General features: G+C 42.3%; 10 protein-coding genes and 1 tRNA gene. 6 read left to right on the top strand and 5 right to left on the bottom strand.

Going from position 1 to position 16,293, the window contains the following annotated elements:
* Positions 1-89 precede the first annotated feature (89 nt).
* From tagF to JMX93_RS06785, 3 genes are all read right to left on the bottom strand, one after another.
* Positions 90-1,070 (bottom strand): type VI secretion system-associated protein TagF, encoded by a 981-nt coding sequence (tagF, locus tag JMX93_RS06795; RefSeq protein ID WP_499204264.1) that lies wholly within the window; start codon positions 1,068-1,070, stop codon positions 90-92.
* Complete coding sequence (tssM, locus tag JMX93_RS06790) at positions 1,067-5,107, bottom strand: type VI secretion system membrane subunit TssM (RefSeq protein ID WP_499204263.1); 4,041 nt, start codon at positions 5,105-5,107, stop codon at positions 1,067-1,069. Before tssM ends, tagF begins: the two co-directional genes overlap by 4 nt.
* Before the next feature lie 69 nt (positions 5,108-5,176).
* Positions 5,177-6,931 (bottom strand): hypothetical protein, encoded by a 1,755-nt coding sequence (locus JMX93_RS06785; protein ID WP_499204262.1) that lies wholly within the window; start codon positions 6,929-6,931, stop codon positions 5,177-5,179.
* A 420-nt stretch (positions 6,932-7,351) separates the two neighbouring features.
* On the opposite strand from JMX93_RS06785, the gene JMX93_RS06780 reads away from it, so the two are divergent.
* From JMX93_RS06780 to icmH, 4 genes are all read left to right on the top strand, one after another.
* Positions 7,352-8,401, top strand: a complete 1,050-nt coding sequence (locus tag JMX93_RS06780; RefSeq protein ID WP_443214370.1) for a M15 family metallopeptidase — start codon at positions 7,352-7,354, stop codon at positions 8,399-8,401.
* A gap of 31 nt (positions 8,402-8,432) precedes the next feature.
* Positions 8,433-9,119 carry a hypothetical protein gene (locus tag JMX93_RS06775; RefSeq protein WP_443214371.1) on the top strand — a complete coding sequence of 229 codons (687 nt, stop codon included), beginning with the start codon at positions 8,433-8,435 and terminating at the stop codon, positions 9,117-9,119.
* 9 nt (positions 9,120-9,128) lie between these two features.
* Positions 9,129-10,475, top strand: coding sequence for a type VI secretion system baseplate subunit TssK (gene tssK, locus JMX93_RS06770; protein ID WP_499204261.1), 1,347 nt, complete (start codon positions 9,129-9,131; stop codon positions 10,473-10,475).
* An 83-nt stretch (positions 10,476-10,558) separates the two neighbouring features.
* Positions 10,559-11,371, top strand: coding sequence for a type IVB secretion system protein IcmH/DotU (gene icmH / locus JMX93_RS06765; protein WP_443558633.1), 813 nt, complete (start codon positions 10,559-10,561; stop codon positions 11,369-11,371).
* 259 nt (positions 11,372-11,630) lie between these two features.
* Here icmH and JMX93_RS06760 read toward each other — a convergent pair.
* Positions 11,631-11,706: transfer RNA gene (locus JMX93_RS06760), tRNA-Asn, on the bottom strand.
* Between the two features lie 299 nt (positions 11,707-12,005).
* A complete protein-coding gene (locus JMX93_RS06755; RefSeq protein ID WP_443558635.1) occupies positions 12,006-13,208 on the bottom strand; it encodes a pyridoxal phosphate-dependent aminotransferase in 1,203 nt (400 codons plus the stop codon).
* 541 nt (positions 13,209-13,749) lie between these two features.
* Between JMX93_RS06755 and JMX93_RS06750 the strand changes: the two genes are divergently transcribed.
* Together JMX93_RS06750 and JMX93_RS06745 are read left to right on the top strand one after the other, a co-directional pair.
* Positions 13,750-14,487 (top strand): SDR family NAD(P)-dependent oxidoreductase, encoded by a 738-nt coding sequence (locus JMX93_RS06750; RefSeq protein WP_443558636.1) that lies wholly within the window; start codon positions 13,750-13,752, stop codon positions 14,485-14,487.
* Between the two features lie 66 nt (positions 14,488-14,553).
* Positions 14,554-16,290 (top strand): NAD(P)/FAD-dependent oxidoreductase, encoded by a 1,737-nt coding sequence (locus tag JMX93_RS06745; protein ID WP_443558638.1) that lies wholly within the window; start codon positions 14,554-14,556, stop codon positions 16,288-16,290.
* The last annotated feature ends 3 nt before the right edge of the window (positions 16,291-16,293 follow it).

Genomic DNA, 16,293 nt, shown 5'->3' with positions numbered 1-16,293 from the left:
CTGTCTATTATTGAGCAGTGACTAATTGCAGTGTTATGGTGAATGGCGGCTATTATCAGCTGTTATAAATCAGCAGTTATTGTGAGCCACTATTGTGCTAAAAAGGTTTTTTTAAACAATTGCCTAGTATCATACAGGTATAAATTGTCTTGTAACAATACTTTATTGAAACGGGTCAACCCAATGTCTTCATCGATATAGCCTTGAGTCCAGTCGCTATGAGCGATGACCACCCAATCTTCAGGATAGGTTTTTTCACTTTCTGATATTTGCTTGAGTATACGTCCATCGGGTTTAGTAAAACTCATGAGCAGGCGATAGCAATTAGCGACACGATATAAGTAGGTATTCAAGTAGAGCTGGTGTGGCTGATAAAAACCATTGATGAGATCGTGCCAAAAAGTGGCCATGTGTATCGAGCTTTCTCTATCAGAGGTGAGTGACCAGCAGATGGCTTTATTTAAGCCATGGAAACCCTTAGTAAAGGTAGGTAAAAATAACAGGCCAGTGGCAATGATTTGCTGTATCAGTTGCGCTTTATCGATGTTCATTAAGATCGCTATATCATGCAACGTAGTGGTATTGATAAAATCATAGTAATAAGTACTGGCATTGTTATCGATGGTGAGTTGGCTATGATTGAGATATTCCATAAGATCGACATTGTCAGTTTTGGATTTGGCCATGCTTAAGACTTCATACGTGTCATTCCAAAGGCCTGATGACTTGACGGGCAGATAGTTCATCCAGTTTTTCGGTTTATCGAGATGAAGCACGCCAAAACCTATCAATGGGTAATTTCTATAGCTACTATCATGACTAGGGATCAAAACACCAGTGATAATCTCATTAGCTCTAGTGTCGATATGACTGAAATTTAAAAAGGCAAAATTATGGTCACTGACATTGTTTATCGGGATTCCGCTAAATATCGTGTCCGAAACAGCTAACGCTTGGCTGACCCATTCATCAATGGCATTGGTCTCGGAGATATGAGCGCGCGCCCGTACAAAGTCCCCGCGAGCAGGCAATTTTCCAAAATATACTAAAGGCAAGGAGTCTGGAATCATGGCGTTTGCTCCTGCTGTTCAGTGACGACTGAACGATCATTAGTAGCCGTCGTATTATCAGTAGGCGGTTGCACTGGTGGACTATTTTCACTATTAGTATTAGGGACTACAGTAGATACGCGGGCTGGCGGCGTGACATTGCTTATATTTTGCTCGCCAGTCGGTACTGGCTGATTGGTGCCAGAACCCGCATTAGGAATATCGCCATCAACAGCATTATCATCAGAAATTGGCCTTGCTGTACGTGTGACACCAAGGGCAATAATCTCATCTGGTAATTTCATGCCGGTAAAAGGATTGGTAGAGCGACCTTGACCGGTAGTGGTACTACCACTGCCGCTGATGATTCTAAAGCGTACAGAGATAGTGATGCCGTCACCAGACCATGCCATCTCAAAGATATCATTGCCCAGTTCAGTACGGCGTGCACTATTAATCAGCTTTTCTACACCAAAGCTACCTGCTTCTTCAAAGACAGTAAAATCTTTGCCATCATAGTCCTTGGCTCGAATACTGGCACCAGGTTGGCTACTTGGGTTCGGCCATACAAACGTTGTCCACGCTTGGGTTCCCATGCGATAACGCAACTGCTGACCATCGACCACAATTGTATATTCAGTCAAACCGCTGACGGGTAATGGCATGATTTGAAAAGTGGTTTGATTGGTAGCGCCACCAGTATTATTCGCACCAGCAGCACCTGGGCTATTACTACCCGTATAATTGGTAAAGTAACGCCCAAAATCAGCGACAAACTGCGGGTTAAGACCCAGACCTGCACCATTCCAGATTTTACTGGAGATTTGATCGCCGCGGCGAATGATAAAGGGCGACAACGTTTCGTTCACGAATCGCGACACATAGCCATCTTCGCCGAAGAATTGACCGATCTCTGCAGGCGTCGCTTCTAAGTTTGCATTGGCCGTAAAGGGGTACTTACTGCCTAAGTTATCGAGGAAAGGCTTATAGACCTGCGCTTTCCAAACTTTATTAATCTCTGCTTTGGTGGGCGTCAGCAGCATGTTAAATGAACGAGTCAGTGGCTCACTCAACAACGGACGAACCAGTTGTTTTATTTCAGAGTTGGCTTGACTCAGGATCTGCTCATCTAATATCTGTAGAGATTTGGTTAACTCTGAGCCTTCAGGGCTGAGTGTTTGTGAGGCAAACAACAAGGCATCAGGGCCGATGTCGTCACTACGAGCGATATTGTTAAAGCGGGTTCTGATATCGCCTAAACTGACTAAATAGCTGTCTAATAATGACAGATCCTGATTTTCTTCTCTCGGCGTTACTAGCGCATGTATAGAGGAAAATTCTTGAGCAATCACACCTGAGCTTGCTTGTGCTACAGGCGCGGCGTTACTAGAGCTACCACTATTATTCATCGCGGCTTCTGCTTGCCGTAGCTCAGCAGGGCTTTGACGCAGGATGGTTTGCTTAAACCAATTGACGAATGAGCGACGAGATTCACCACCATTGCCAGCTGCTTGATCGGCCGCTTTATTGTCCCATTGAGTTTGGCGATCTACTGTCTCAAACAGGGTTTTTAACGGTGACTCTGTGGCATTGGACAGCTGATTTAATAAGACCGCATGATCATCGAATCCTTTGCTATCACGAACATACACTTGAGATAAAAACCGTTTCCATTCGCTGATGTATTCTTGCTTATAGCGATTGACCAGATATTGTCGTATCTGTTCAGGACTACCCGTCAAGGTAAGGTCATCTTGGCTGCTGGTGGCCAACACCCAATCATCGGCGACCACTCTCGTAGTGGCAGCTTTATCAATCTCATCACTGACGAAAGCGTCCCATGCTTCTTTAGTAAAAGTGCCTGATATGACATAACTACCAAGCAGTGCTTCATTAGCATTGTTTTGCGTAATCTGCGCAACCGTGACCGATGGGAAGCGGGCAGATGCGCGCATTTTAATCTCAGAGTAAACACGCTCACGAGCAGGTTGACCTTTGCTAACCTTGGATAAATTGCTGCGGGTTTTGTCTATCAGCCCTAAGTCATTTTGGATCAATGGAAAGGCGGGGTCGTCGACATGAGTCAAGGTAAAACTCAATATACGCTCAGCTTGGCGAATCATCTTGTCACGTGGCATATCAGCGCGATTGGCTTCGAGCCAATTGCGCCAAAAACGGGTCATCTGATCACTCAAATGACTGGCCTCTAAATTGTCATGATTGCCAAGCATGAGATAAGCCTTGAGCGCATTATAAGCATCTTCAACGTCTGTGGGGTCCGACTGGATATAAGTATCATTGGCAGCATCAGAGGTGTCATCAGTGCTTGAGTCTTCTGTACGGACTACTAATTGATCGGCATTGGTATTTACTTCGGTCAAAAACGTTTCGATATTTTGTTTGGTCGGCGCTAAGACGATGATGCTGATGCCGTTATAATATTCTGCTAACAGTTTTTGCTTAAGCTTATCGCCTTGATAGAGACCAAATCTTAGAGAAATTGGTTTGTCGTCTTCGTAGCCTTCAAGCTGCTCGATTCGACTTTGTAGAATATTGAGCGACTCAAGCTGGGATTGTAGATCACCATTAGAATTTTTTTGTAGCGCTGCGACTTGCTGTAAGTCAGCCACGACACGCTCAGTGAGCTGTTTATTATTGGCATAAGACCATGTCCACAGACCGACAGCTGCACACAAAGTCACGACAGCAGCTAGCGTTGCAAGCGCGCGATGACTGCGCTTGTGTCGGTTTTTATGCTGCTTGACCAAATGCTTGTCTTTTAAAATGACTTTGGAAAATAGATCTTGTAAAAAGTAAGGCTTGTCTGCAGCTTCTTGCTGCGCATTGAGCGGTATAGCTGGCGGGTGCAAATCGTAATTTTGTACCATTTGCAACGTCATTTGGCTGCTAACTTGCCCGTCTTGCAAGGCGCTGGTGAAGTAAAATCCACGCAATATGGGCTTAAATTGAAAGGGGTTGTCTTCGAACAAAGCATGCATCAGCGTCCGTATCATGGGACGTAATGATTGAAATTCCATTGGGAAGGTCATTAGACTGGGAGATACCGTGCGCTGATGACGTAAAGATAGCTTAGTGGTGCTCAAATCTTTTAGACCATTGACCAAGATACCAAAATGCTCTTCGAATACGTCCGTAATATTGATGTTTTCTGGGTCTTCAGGGTAGGGGATGGTCGCGCCCCATACTTGGCTGCGCTCTTCTTGCTCATAGTCATTAAAGAAGTCACGGAAGCCTGAAATCAAATCCATTTTAGTAAAGACCACATAGACAGGCGCATAAACTTCTAACTGTTCAGTTAAGTCTTGCACACGGCTGCGCAGATTCTTGGCCAAATCCAACGCATAGTTTGGATCATTTTTGGTGAGCTCGGCGATACTGACCGCGATGATGATGCCATTGATCGGTGCTTTAGGTCGATTCTTTTTGAGTAGGTTTAAAAACGACAACCATTCTGAGCGATCTTCTTCATAAACGGAGTAACGTCCTGCGGTGTCGAGCAAGATACCTTCAGTCGAAAAAAACCAATCGCAGTTACGTGTACCGCCCACGCCTTTAACGGATAGCTTATTCCCTTGTTCCATAAATGGAAATTTTAAGCCAGAGTGTAGCACTGCAGAGCTTTTGCCTGCTGCAGGATTACCAATGACCATATACCACGGCAGCTCATATAACGCCGCTTTGCCTGTTTGATCGCCTATCTTAGACTTGCGAATGGTTTTAATGGCATCTTGCATTTGCTGACGTAGCGCTTGCACTTCTTGGGCATTTTCATCTTTGGCCACATGAGGGCTATCGTTACCTTGGCTCTCGTTGCCATTATCCTCCACTAAGTTTGCCAGCTCATCTGAGGCAAGCTTACGTTTTTTCCACAGGTAATAAGCAAGCGTCCCTAGCACCGTACATGTGATTAGGACGCCAAGGATTATGACAAAGGTTTTAATAGTCACATAATCATAAAGTAAGACTAGAGCGACTATGATCCCCAGTGCTAATAATACTCTTGGGTTATAGATAAGATGAAAAAACCTTGAAAACATGCGTGCTACCTAGTGTGAACTTAAGATAATAAAACGAGTATTTACCACGACAAAGCATTATTAAAACTACTACTCAGATATTTGAAAAGAGTCTGCCAACCAAAGCATATTGCAATGCTTATGTTGAGTAATTAAAAATAACCTGTCTGACTCTTGTTGGTCTTCTTTGGCTAAGTCAATGAATAACGATAAGCTAATAAATGGCTTCAACCAATTATTCAATGGCATATAATGCCCTAAATGATGTTCGTTTACTAGAGCGCCTTGTGCTATAAATGCTTCAAGAAAGCTCATATACGTTGATAAGTCATACGGCTGCTTTAATGGATTAATGTCTGACATAGCGGTAATTTTCATGTCTTCTATAGGAACATTAGTTCTGTTATTTTCTTTGTTATTGATATCAGACGATTTTTTTGTGGGCTTTGTTGTCTGTTTATCAGTGGCTTTTAGCGCGGTCGTATTGGTCGGAGACAGTGAAAGCGTATTATCTATTAGTAGGTTTTTGATGGCCGTTAAATGATTCAAATAGCGACGTTTATCACTCACAAGCTCAGTGGGACGAGCTGTACCTATCTCGGTTAATAAAATACTGGTGCTGGCGTCAATATTGAGTAGCTCTTGAGCCGCTTGATTAAAGAATAGCAACAGCGCACCCGCCTCAGTAGGAATAATATTGGTCATTTGCTCAGAATATAAATAAGTGTCTAACCATTCTTCACTTATCTGTGAATCTGCAATGAGAATTAAGCAAAGATCAGGCACAGTTGACTTAGATAAAGGAAGCAGATGTTTATTGATGAAATCTGCAGGTGTGGCAATTAGGGTATTGTTAGCACTATTATTTGCTACGATGTTTGCGGCGTCAGTGCCGTCAGTCATGATTGTCGTAACAGCAAGCCGTGTATCGGGAATACCGTAAGTTGCTAACTGTTCTTTTATGGTCGCTATCAAAAATGCTGTATCGGCGCTGGCAGGTAAGCATAAATAGATAGGCAGATTGGCTAAATGACCAGCAGAGGCTGCTGTCATTGTGTCATCACTGTTCTCTTTACTGCTGTTATTTGCATTACTTGCTTCGTTGGCACTCACCAAATAATGTTGCTGCCATGCAGGATGAATATCAATGGCTGCATTGGACTGGGTTGTATTTTTTTGATGATGTTGGTGAAAGTGTTCGGCGAGGTTAGACAGTATTTCTTCGCTCAAGCCTAGCTGCTCATAAATTAATGCCTGTAACCGTAAAGTAGTCTCATTTAACGCTGCTTTACGTTCGGTAAATCTCTCCTCATTAAGATGGCTGTCTAAATCACTGTCTGAATAGCCGCCGTCAAACTCTGAATCTGCTAAATAGGCATTAGTAGAGATATTAGGATATGGTAGGGCGGCGGCATCAGTGAGTCTTGCGATCGGTTTTACCAACATTGGCATACCATCAATATCTGTCAAATTCTCGCTCAATACGGTCAGATCTTCGTCATTGTCCACCACCTCAGACCAGCGGTCACCTTCTGGTAGGCAGACACGGCTATAGACAAACAGCTGATAGGTATCGGGCGACTTAATAGTCTCTGTTTTATCTGCTGTTCCATCAAGCATCTCTGGCGTATCGGTTGTTTGCTTATCGAGTTTTTTTTGCCACCATAAGAGCGCCATGATAGAGCCAAGAAACAATAAAGGAATAGTAACAAACCACAGTAATAAGCCAGATGAAGTCAGCTGTCGCGCATTGTCTTTAAAGTACATCCAGACCAATATGAGATACAACACCAAAAGCATGACTAAAATAGATCGGCCGTATGACAGTATTTTTTTTGCGCCCACTTATTTAAACTCCTTATTTGTTGGGTTTTTATTGTGATTATTACTATGCATCCAAGCTTCATGATCTGAATTTTATGATAGTTATAAGCTTATTTTTGCTATATTGATTGACTTTATTTGTCTTTTTTTTATGATTTAGCTCGTATCAAAATAATCGCTTTGAGAGTTTTGTTGTGCTGTAAAAATAGATAACCAGTGAGCCTTGTCTGCATTATTAAGTAAATTTTTATAATGAAACAATATTATAAAGCTGTCTGTAGACAACATAATTGAGAGAAATAAATAAAAATTAGTGTAATTAAGTTAGCTTTATTTTAAAAGGGGATGATTTGTCTATATAATACTGGCGAAATAGTAATTATCAACGCCTGTTTATTATTATTTTGTTTTTATCGTCTCAACTGTCGCTGACTCTTGCCTATGATTTACTTGACTGTATCGGTCTTTACATTGCTCTCTATCATTATGATTATCATGCTTTTTGATCGGCAGCTATGTGGGCGACTATTAGATAAGGCAATGATTTTTTTTCATCGATTGCCTAGTCTAAAATTCAAGCGTCCATCAATAAAGACACCAAAGAAGGCACTTCATTATCGTATCAAGCCATTTATTCGTTTTATTTCAGATATAGATATTTCTCGTATTCCAGTAATATCGGCACTGTCTTTATTGATTGTCATGGCAACGGTTGGATTGTGTTATGCCCTGATTACCAATCATTCTCTGGAGGTTTATCATGCCAAAGATACAATGGCTAGCACGACAAATTCGCAAATTAGTCAACTACTAATAGGAGAGCGTCTGCGTCCGCCGCCGCCGCCGCCAGAGGAGCTGTTTGCTGAACTAGAAGCCGAGATTGCAAGCTATCAAGCTGACAAGACAGAGGAAGGATATTGGCCAGATAATCAGACGAATGTGTCCCAGATTGATAGGCCGCTAATGCTCCTTGAGCCTGACTTGTCTGAATTAAACACGCAAGATCATAGCACTGGCTACTCAGGTGACATGTTGGCCTCACACCTAAATAATGGTCATATCAATATCAAAAATGCTGACCGTAATTGGCAAAAAATGAACTCGGACTTTGTTCAACGGCTGTTGACTGTGTATAAAGTAATGAGTGACCAATACGGCTATGACATGGTTCTATTAGAAGGCTATCGTAGCCCTGCAAGGCAAGCAAGGCTATTGAAAAAAGGCACTCATGTAACGAAGGCAGGCTCATACAAGAGCTATCATCAGTTTGGTTTAGCAGGAGATAGCGCCTTTATCAGAAATGGCAAGATTGTCATAAGTGAAAAGGACCCTTGGGCGATGCGAGGCTATAAATTATATGGTAAAGTAGCCAAATCTGCCGGACTTGTGTGGGGTGGTGATTGGCGCATGATGGATCTTGGGCATGTCGAGCTGCGTAAAAAAGGCGTGCTCGGTCGCCCAGAAATGGCAGAGATTTTGACCAAACAATGATAACAATAAGGTTATAAGGTAAATTGAAAATATGAGTAAATGTATGACATTGCCGATGGCATTAATCGCCACTGGTTGCTTGCTAAGTGGTGTGCTCGCCGGATGCAGCACTGATAAGTTGAGTAAGTCAAATGACAAGGTGTCGGCGATGGCAGGCGAGTCTCCTACTGGGGATGCCATGAGTCGTATCTTTGATAATGGCAAAAATAGTGCTGATTTGCAAAGCTTAAAAGCGCAGTTAGAACAGCAACAGCAGCAGCTTGCGACCATGAGTGCTGAGCAGCAAGCATTGCAAGAAAAACTGAAGCGCCAGCAGATAACCCTGAGTATCAACCCCACCGCTAATGCCAATGCAGGGCGTACCAAAATAGGTACAGCAAGTACCGCCTATATTGCATTTTTGGAAGAAGAGGGTCAGTTTACGGATATTGAAGCGCTGGCTGCCAAAGAAGTCAGTATTATTCCAAATCGCGAGAGCAGTCTGACAGTGAATATTCCACAAGATGCACGCTTTATCGCCATTAAAGTGGGGCTGAGATATACCAAAAAGCGCTCGCAGTTACTTATTCCACTTGCTAGTCTCAGTTTTGATACGCCACTGGCGCTCAATATTGGTGCATGCGATGTCAGCATTACGGAGGGTATTGACCCAGCGCTGGAACCTACATTTACCACCAAACTTAAATATTATCAGCAGCCACTAGTCAGCTGTTCGTAGGAGATTGTCTTGAGTAAAAACAGGGTATTATGGGGAGAGGGGTTGTTTTTGCGACCCCAACATTTTCAGATTCAAGACACTTATCATGACTCGCAGCGAGCATTGAGTATGATGCTGGTGAATCCTTATGCTTATGGGATATCTGAAGTTCAGATTGATACGCAACTTTTGGAAAGCAATTTACTAAGCTTTCAAAGTATTTATGCGGTATTGCCCGATGGCACAATATATCAAGCGCCTCGTACCGACACTTTACCAAAATCCATTACCTTAGATACCCAAGACAATGGCGATGAGGTTTTCGTATTTTTGAGTTTAGAGATTGTCCATAGTGGCGGCAGCAATATACAGACGGATCGTAGTGACAACCCAGCACGCTATGTAAGGGGCGCTATTGAGACACAAGATCTATATAGCCAAGCCGCTGAAGCAGTCATTGACGTGATTAAACTGTCGCCGAGTTTGCAGTTAAGTCATTCTGCGCAAACGCCTAGTCAAGATACCATGTCTTTATTGGTCGCTAAGCTCGTGCGTACCACCCAAGGTATCTATCAAGTCGATGATGATTATATCGTCCCGAGTGTGCATATTACGAGTAACCCTGCACTTATTGGTCATGTATATCGTTTGATGACGATGATTAATACCAAATCTACGTCATTGTATGACCATCATCGGCAATCTAACAATGACTTACTGGAATTTCGCTCCTCAGATATTGCCTCTTTTTGGCTATTGCATACGCTAAATACCGCATATTCTCAGCTCAGTCATTTATACAATAATGCCAAACTACATCCAGAACGCCTTTATGAAGCACTATTAAATGTCGCCAGCCAATTGGCTACTTTTAGCTCATTATATAAGGTGGACGACTTACCTTCTTATCATCACGATAATGCTCATGAGTCGTTTGTCAGTATCATTTTGATCATTCGTGAGCTACTTAATACCGTCATTGCCAGTAACTTTATCTCGATTCCGTTACGTCAAAATAAGCCATCTTATTATATAGGCGAGCTGAGTAGTGACAAGATCACACGTGGCTCACAGCTGTATTTGTCTGTTAGCTCATCATTACCGATGCACGAGCTTATCGACATCGTACCACGCCGATTTAAGATTGCGACGCCTGACTCAGTAGAGAAACGTGTCTTATCAGCGCTGCCAGGCTCTCCTATTTCGCATGTCAGTCAAGTACCCAGTGCGATACCAGTGAGACCAGGCTTTAGCTACTTCACCATTGAACCGGTAGGCGAGCTATATGACGAAATGCTCAAATCTGAATCTATTTGTATTTATGTGCCAAATGGCTTTGATGATTTAAAAATAGAGCTAATGGCTATCGTACAGTAGTTCTTTGAGTCTCTATAGGTGCTAAGGTTGCAAGATGAATATGAACTAAATAGTATTTGAAATAACAAGCATTAGGAACAATCATGTCAGAGAATAATTCAATGGGTTCTGCACCTTCGTTGTTAGATTCAGGCGAGGTGGCTTCAAAGGTCTCAGCAACTGGTTTGGATAAACGTATCAGCAGTCAGTCGCTGGTAGACATCATGTATGACGGATTTTACTTGGTGTTTTTATTGCGTAATCATTATTTCAGCACTGAGCCGCGACAATTTCGTCAAAAAATATATGATTTTTTAGACAAGTTCGAGAGTAATGCCCGCAAAAGAGGTTTTTTGTCAGAGGATGTTCATGAGGCGAAATACGCTTACTGTGCACTGATTGATGAGACCATCATGACCTCGCAGGAGCTAGAGTTTCAAACTCTGAAAGATGCTTGGGAGCTAAATCCTTTGCAGCTGGATTTATTTGGCTCACAAATTGCTGGGAATGAGTTCTTTGAGCGCTTAGATGGTCTACGCGAGCAAGGAGAAAGGCGTCTACCCGCTTTGGAGGTTTATCACTATGCGATGCTGCTTGGCTTTCAAGGGAAATATCGTTTAGAAGCGCCCGAGAAAATTCGTTATCTTATCTCCCGCTTAGGTGATGAGATTGAGCATCTACGGGGTAATAAGAACGAGTTTTCGCCATTTTGGGCGATACCTGACCAAATCAAACACACGCTCACGAGCGAAACGCCACTATGGGTCATACTCACAGTCATGGCAGTGTTGTTGACCGCAATATTTGCCACCATGTGGCAGTTTACCAATAGTTTCTCGAATGAGCAGCTGTCAGCATACGATAATGTGATTCAAGAAAACAAAGAGCAAGCTCATATCTCAATTTTCCTACCTTAATTATTTTCCTTACTTTAAATGCTAACTTTTTTAACAGTTTTTATTTCAGCTGCATACGTTGTGCTGAAATAAAAACCGTTAGGACAGCAAGGTAATGATTGTTATATCGTTGGCTACTTATTTTTCTACTGGGTTTTATATAAGTTTCTTCATGCCAATAAAAATAGCAGCCATAAAAAAACCCTCATCAAAGAGATGAGGGTTTTGGCAAATGCCATAATTGAATTAAAGATAATTCAAGAAATTTACAACTAAAATGTGGCTCTCCAACCTGGGCTCGAACCAGGGACACACGGATTAACAGTCCGTTGCTCTACCAACTGAGCTATTGGAGAATAAGCTGCAAGTGTTTAAAACCTTACAACGAGCCTTAGAAGTCTCTAACGAGTTCTTGCTAAGTGGGGCGTATTCTAGCAAAAATAAAAAATACGTCAAGCCTTTTTTGCATAATTATCAAAGATTATTATTTTAATAAGGTTATAAGGTGTTTTTCGAGGTTTTTTGCCAAAAAATCTAGCAATTGCGAGATGAATAAAAAAACGCCACATAGAGGATAGGTGGCGTCTTCGTTTATAAGCACATTTTTAAGCACATGTCTAAGCGTAGTAATTTTAAGACAGTGGCTGTTTAGTCTTTATTCAGCAACGTCTAAATCAGCTACCGCTTTTTCGATACGTGATAAGGCATCTTTTAGCGTCGCTTCATCAGTCGCGTAAGAGATACGCATATAGCCACCGAGACCGAAGGCGTCACCAGGCACCACTGCAACGCCAACTTTCTCTAATAACCATTCTGAAAACTCAGTACATGATGATAGGCCTGCGGCTTTGATGAGTGGTACGATATTTGGATACACATAGAATGCGCCATCAGGACGCAGGCAAGTAATCCCTTTGATCGCGTTCAAACCATCAACAACTAGGTCACAGCGCTTCTCAAAGGCGGCTACCATCGGCTCTAGTACGCTTTGATCACCACTGATCGCTGCTTCTGCAGCCACTTGGCTGATAGAAGTTGGGCATGAGGTAGATTGTGACTGTACCTTTTTCATCGCCCCAATCAGTTCGGCAGGGCCACCGGCGTAACCAATACGCCAACCAGTCATCGCATAGGCTTTTGACACGCCATTTAAAATAATCGCCCGCTCTTTTAGCTCAGGTGCTGCATTCAAAATATTGTAGAACTTATCACCCGTCCAGCGGATGTGCTCATACATGTCATCTGAAACAACATAGACTTGTGGGTGCTTTTTCAGCACTTCAGCGATGGCTTTTAGCTCGTCCAACGTGTAAATCATACCTGTTGGGTTAGAAGGGCTGTTCAATACCAACATTTTGGTTTTGTCAGTGATGGCATCTTCTAGCTGCTCAGGGGTGATTTTGAAGTCTTGCTCGGCTGGACATTTAACGATGACTGGCACGCCTTCGGCAATGATGACCATGTCAGGATAGCTGACCCAGTAAGGTGCTGGGATGATGACTTCGTCGCCAGGATTGATAAATGCTTGGGCAAGGTTAAAGAATGATTGCTTACCACCGACGGATACTAGGATTTCATTTGGCTCATAGCTAATGTCGTTATCACGTTTGAACTTTTCAATAATGGCTTTTTTGAGCTCTGGCGTACCATCGACAGCGGTGTATTTGGTAAAACCGTCATTAATAGCATCGATTGCTGCTTTTTTGATGTGTTCAGGGGTATCAAAATCAGGTTCACCAGCGCCCAAACCGATAATATCTTTACCAGCTGCTTTTAGCTCTTTGGCTTTATTAGTAATTGCTAGCGTGGGTGATGGTTTAATGTTATTAACACGGTTAGACAGTTGCAACTCGCTCATGAGAGATCCTTTTTATAGTGGAGTGGGATTGATGAAGCGCTATTATTAATTATATAACGTTTTATATGTTATCAGGACACGATGTCAGACAGTTTAAAAAACTGTCGCAACGAAAGTTCATTTTTGAAAATGAATAACGGTCAATAAACATAATCGCTTCTAACAGGATGGATATTTTCATTATAAACACGCTGATTAATCAGCCATTTAATTCAAAGATACTTTTGATTTTTAGTATTGTAGCATGCCGTAATTAGGCTGTCTTATAAGGCTAGTAACATAAAATGACGGACTTATGAGCAATTTCTCCGGTGCGCTAGAACATGCAAGTTCAGTCAGTTAAGAGACGTATTGATTGCGAAACCACAACAATAAACCTATAGCCTTGCGCTATGATTGTTTAGATTTAATAAAAAAAATGGATGATACCTTAATAAAATAAGGTCAATGCTATCAGCTGAAACAAGATAACAGGTAAGTATTTAAGATTTAGATACATGGTGTGTTTTGTACTATCAGCACAAATAAAAGGATGTTTACGATGACTGGCTCTATTAAGAAATTACATATACTGATTACTGGCGCGACGTCTGGTATTGGCAATCAATTAGCCAAAGACTACCTACTAGAAGGTCATTATGTCTATGCCGTTGGTCGTGACGATGAAGCATTGGCTGAGCTTAAAGCATTAGGAGCAGAAACCGTTAATTTAGATCTCATGGATCGAGAAAAGGTCATCGAAGCTTTTGAGAAAATCGCAGAGGTTGATTTGGCGATTTGTGGCGCTGGTATGTGTGAGTACCTAGATATGCCAGATTTCGATAGTAGTGTCTTTATGAAAGTCATGTCGGTAAATATGGGCACATTGTCGCATGCTATCGAAGGGGTGTTGCCAAAATTAATCGCCTCAAAAGGTCGCTTGGTGGGAATTGGTTCAGCCTCTGCTTATGTGCCGTTTGCTCGTGCCGAAGCTTATGGCAGCTCAAAGGCTGCCATCCATTACCTAATGAAAACCTTGCAAATTAGCCTTGCACCGTATGATGTGTCGGTCAGCTTGGTCATACCTGGTTTTGTAGAAACCCCAATGACCAAACAGAATGATTTCCCCATGCCGTTTATCCAGACAACAGCGCAGGCAAGCCAAGCCATCCGCGATGGAATAGAGAGTGGGCATGATGTTATCGAATTTCCCAAAAAGCTCACTTTACCATTAAAGGCGCTTGGTACATTGCCAGATTTGGTGTGGCAACAAGTCAGTGAAAAGCTCAATAAAAAGTAATTTATCATTATCAACAAAAATATCATCCATTATAAAAATAGCAAAAATATAGAAGGGAATGCTTTTATGCCGTTTATCCGTTTCAAGCGTGCAAATAACCAAAAAATAGCCAACGACAATACAGTAAAAAATTCAGACTATCAGTCAGCGCAAAAACGTATCGCCATTATCGGCTCGGGGGTGTCTGGCCTGACCTGTGCTCATTATCTGGTGGCACAACATGAAGTAACGGTATTCGAGGCTAATGATTATATCGGTGGGCATGTAAATACCATCGATGTCGCGCTACAAGATGGCAAAAAAGCAAAGAGTAGCAATGTAGAGAGCAGTGCTATAGATACTGGGTTTATCGTCTTTAATGAGCGTACTTATCCCAATTTCTTTCGTCTACTTCATGAGTTGCAAGTGCCGTTTCAATCGACTGACATGAGCTTTTCTGTAAAGAATACAGCGCGCCATTTTGAATATAATGGCCATACACTCAATACGTTATTGTCGCAGCGTAAGAATGTCCTCAATCCAAAGTTTTGGCGATTCATCAAAGATATTTTACAGTTCAATAAGCATATCAAGCAGCTACGCCAAGACTACGAAATGGCACGTACTCAAGGGCAAGATGTCAGCATTTTTACTGAGCAAACCCTAGGTGACTATCTCACACAGCAGAAGTACGGTCAGCTGTTTACCGATAACTATCTACTGCCGATGGTTTCTGCTATTTGGTCAACCAGTCTGGATGAAGTGCAAGATTTCCCATTGGTGTTTTTTGCGCAGTTCTTTGACAATCATGGTTTGCTCGATGTGGTCAATCGTCCGCAATGGTTTACGATCAAAGGTGGCTCAAAACAATACGTTAATAAATTGATTCCGCGATTTATCAAAGCGGGCGGTAAGGTGAGAGTAAACAGCCCAGTACAGTCTGTGGTTCGTGATGGCGATCAGGTATTATTGACGGTTCAAAATAAAGGTAGTGCTGATAACACTATCGAGAATCTTGTATTCGATGAAGTTGTTTTTGCTTGTCATGCAGATACTGCGCTCAAAATTTTAAAAGATGCCAGTAACGATGAGACTGAAGTTTTGAGTCACTTCCGCTTTACCAAAAATACAGCTGTACTGCATACCGATATCAGTGTGCTGCCGAACAAGCCATTGGCATGGGCCAGCTGGAATTATCTGATAGATGAGAATCTCTCGAATAAAACTGCGCGACAATCAGCTGCTGAAAACAATACTGAAAAATCGCAAATATCAACAAAACCAGTGCTGACTTATCATATGAATATCCTACAACGCTTGACCAAAAAGCACAATTACTTGGTTACGCTTAATCCAGCAACTGTTAATAAAAGTGTTGATGACAAGCAAGTCATTAAGCGCATCGATTATAGCCATCCAGTGTTTGATTTAGCGATGATAGAGGCGCAAAGTAAATGGTCAAGTATCTCTAGTAACGGCTTGCACACGCATTTTTGCGGGGCCTATTGGTTTAATGGTTTTCATGAAGATGGCGTGCGCAGTGGTCTACGTGTCTGTCAGGCGCTTGGTCTTGATATTGATATAAAAGATGAGGTTGACCGAGCTCATTTACCTGATGCTGATAGCGCACATACGCCGTTTCGTTATAAAGACCTGCCGGTAAAGGCGGATACCAAATTGCGCGCACTTAATAAGCGTGAGGTTGTCACGGCGGCTACCAATCAGGAGTTGGTTGAGTATGCTGAGCGCTTACAGAGTGCCGTTGCTGGTGATACCAACCAACATAAAAAACGCAGTTTATTTGGTCGCCGTAAAGTGCAGTGATTT

This window comes from Psychrobacter muriicola 2pS, assembly GCF_904846535.1.
GTDB lineage: Bacteria > Pseudomonadota > Gammaproteobacteria > Pseudomonadales > Moraxellaceae > Psychrobacter > Psychrobacter aquimaris.
The sequence above is the reverse complement of the archived record's forward strand: the minus strand, read 5'-3'. Positions and strand labels throughout refer to the sequence as shown.

What these genes read in the sequence shown, in the direction of transcription:
- tagF (WP_499204264.1), bottom strand. Translation starts at nt 1,070, where the DNA reads ATGATTCCAGACTCCTTGCCTTTAGTATATTTTGGAAAATTGCCTGCT.
- tssM (WP_499204263.1), bottom strand. Translation starts at nt 5,107, where the DNA reads ATGTTTTCAAGGTTTTTTCATCTTATCTATAACCCAAGAGTATTATTA.
- JMX93_RS06780 (WP_443214370.1), top strand. Translation starts at nt 7,352, where the DNA reads ATGATTTACTTGACTGTATCGGTCTTTACATTGCTCTCTATCATTATG.
- JMX93_RS06775 (WP_443214371.1), top strand. Translation starts at nt 8,433, where the DNA reads ATGAGTAAATGTATGACATTGCCGATGGCATTAATCGCCACTGGTTGC.
- icmH (WP_443558633.1), top strand. Translation starts at nt 10,559, where the DNA reads ATGTCAGAGAATAATTCAATGGGTTCTGCACCTTCGTTGTTAGATTCA.
- JMX93_RS06755 (WP_443558635.1), bottom strand. Translation starts at nt 13,208, where the DNA reads ATGAGCGAGTTGCAACTGTCTAACCGTGTTAATAACATTAAACCATCA.
- JMX93_RS06750 (WP_443558636.1), top strand. Translation starts at nt 13,750, where the DNA reads ATGACTGGCTCTATTAAGAAATTACATATACTGATTACTGGCGCGACG.
- JMX93_RS06745 (WP_443558638.1), top strand. Translation starts at nt 14,554, where the DNA reads ATGCCGTTTATCCGTTTCAAGCGTGCAAATAACCAAAAAATAGCCAAC.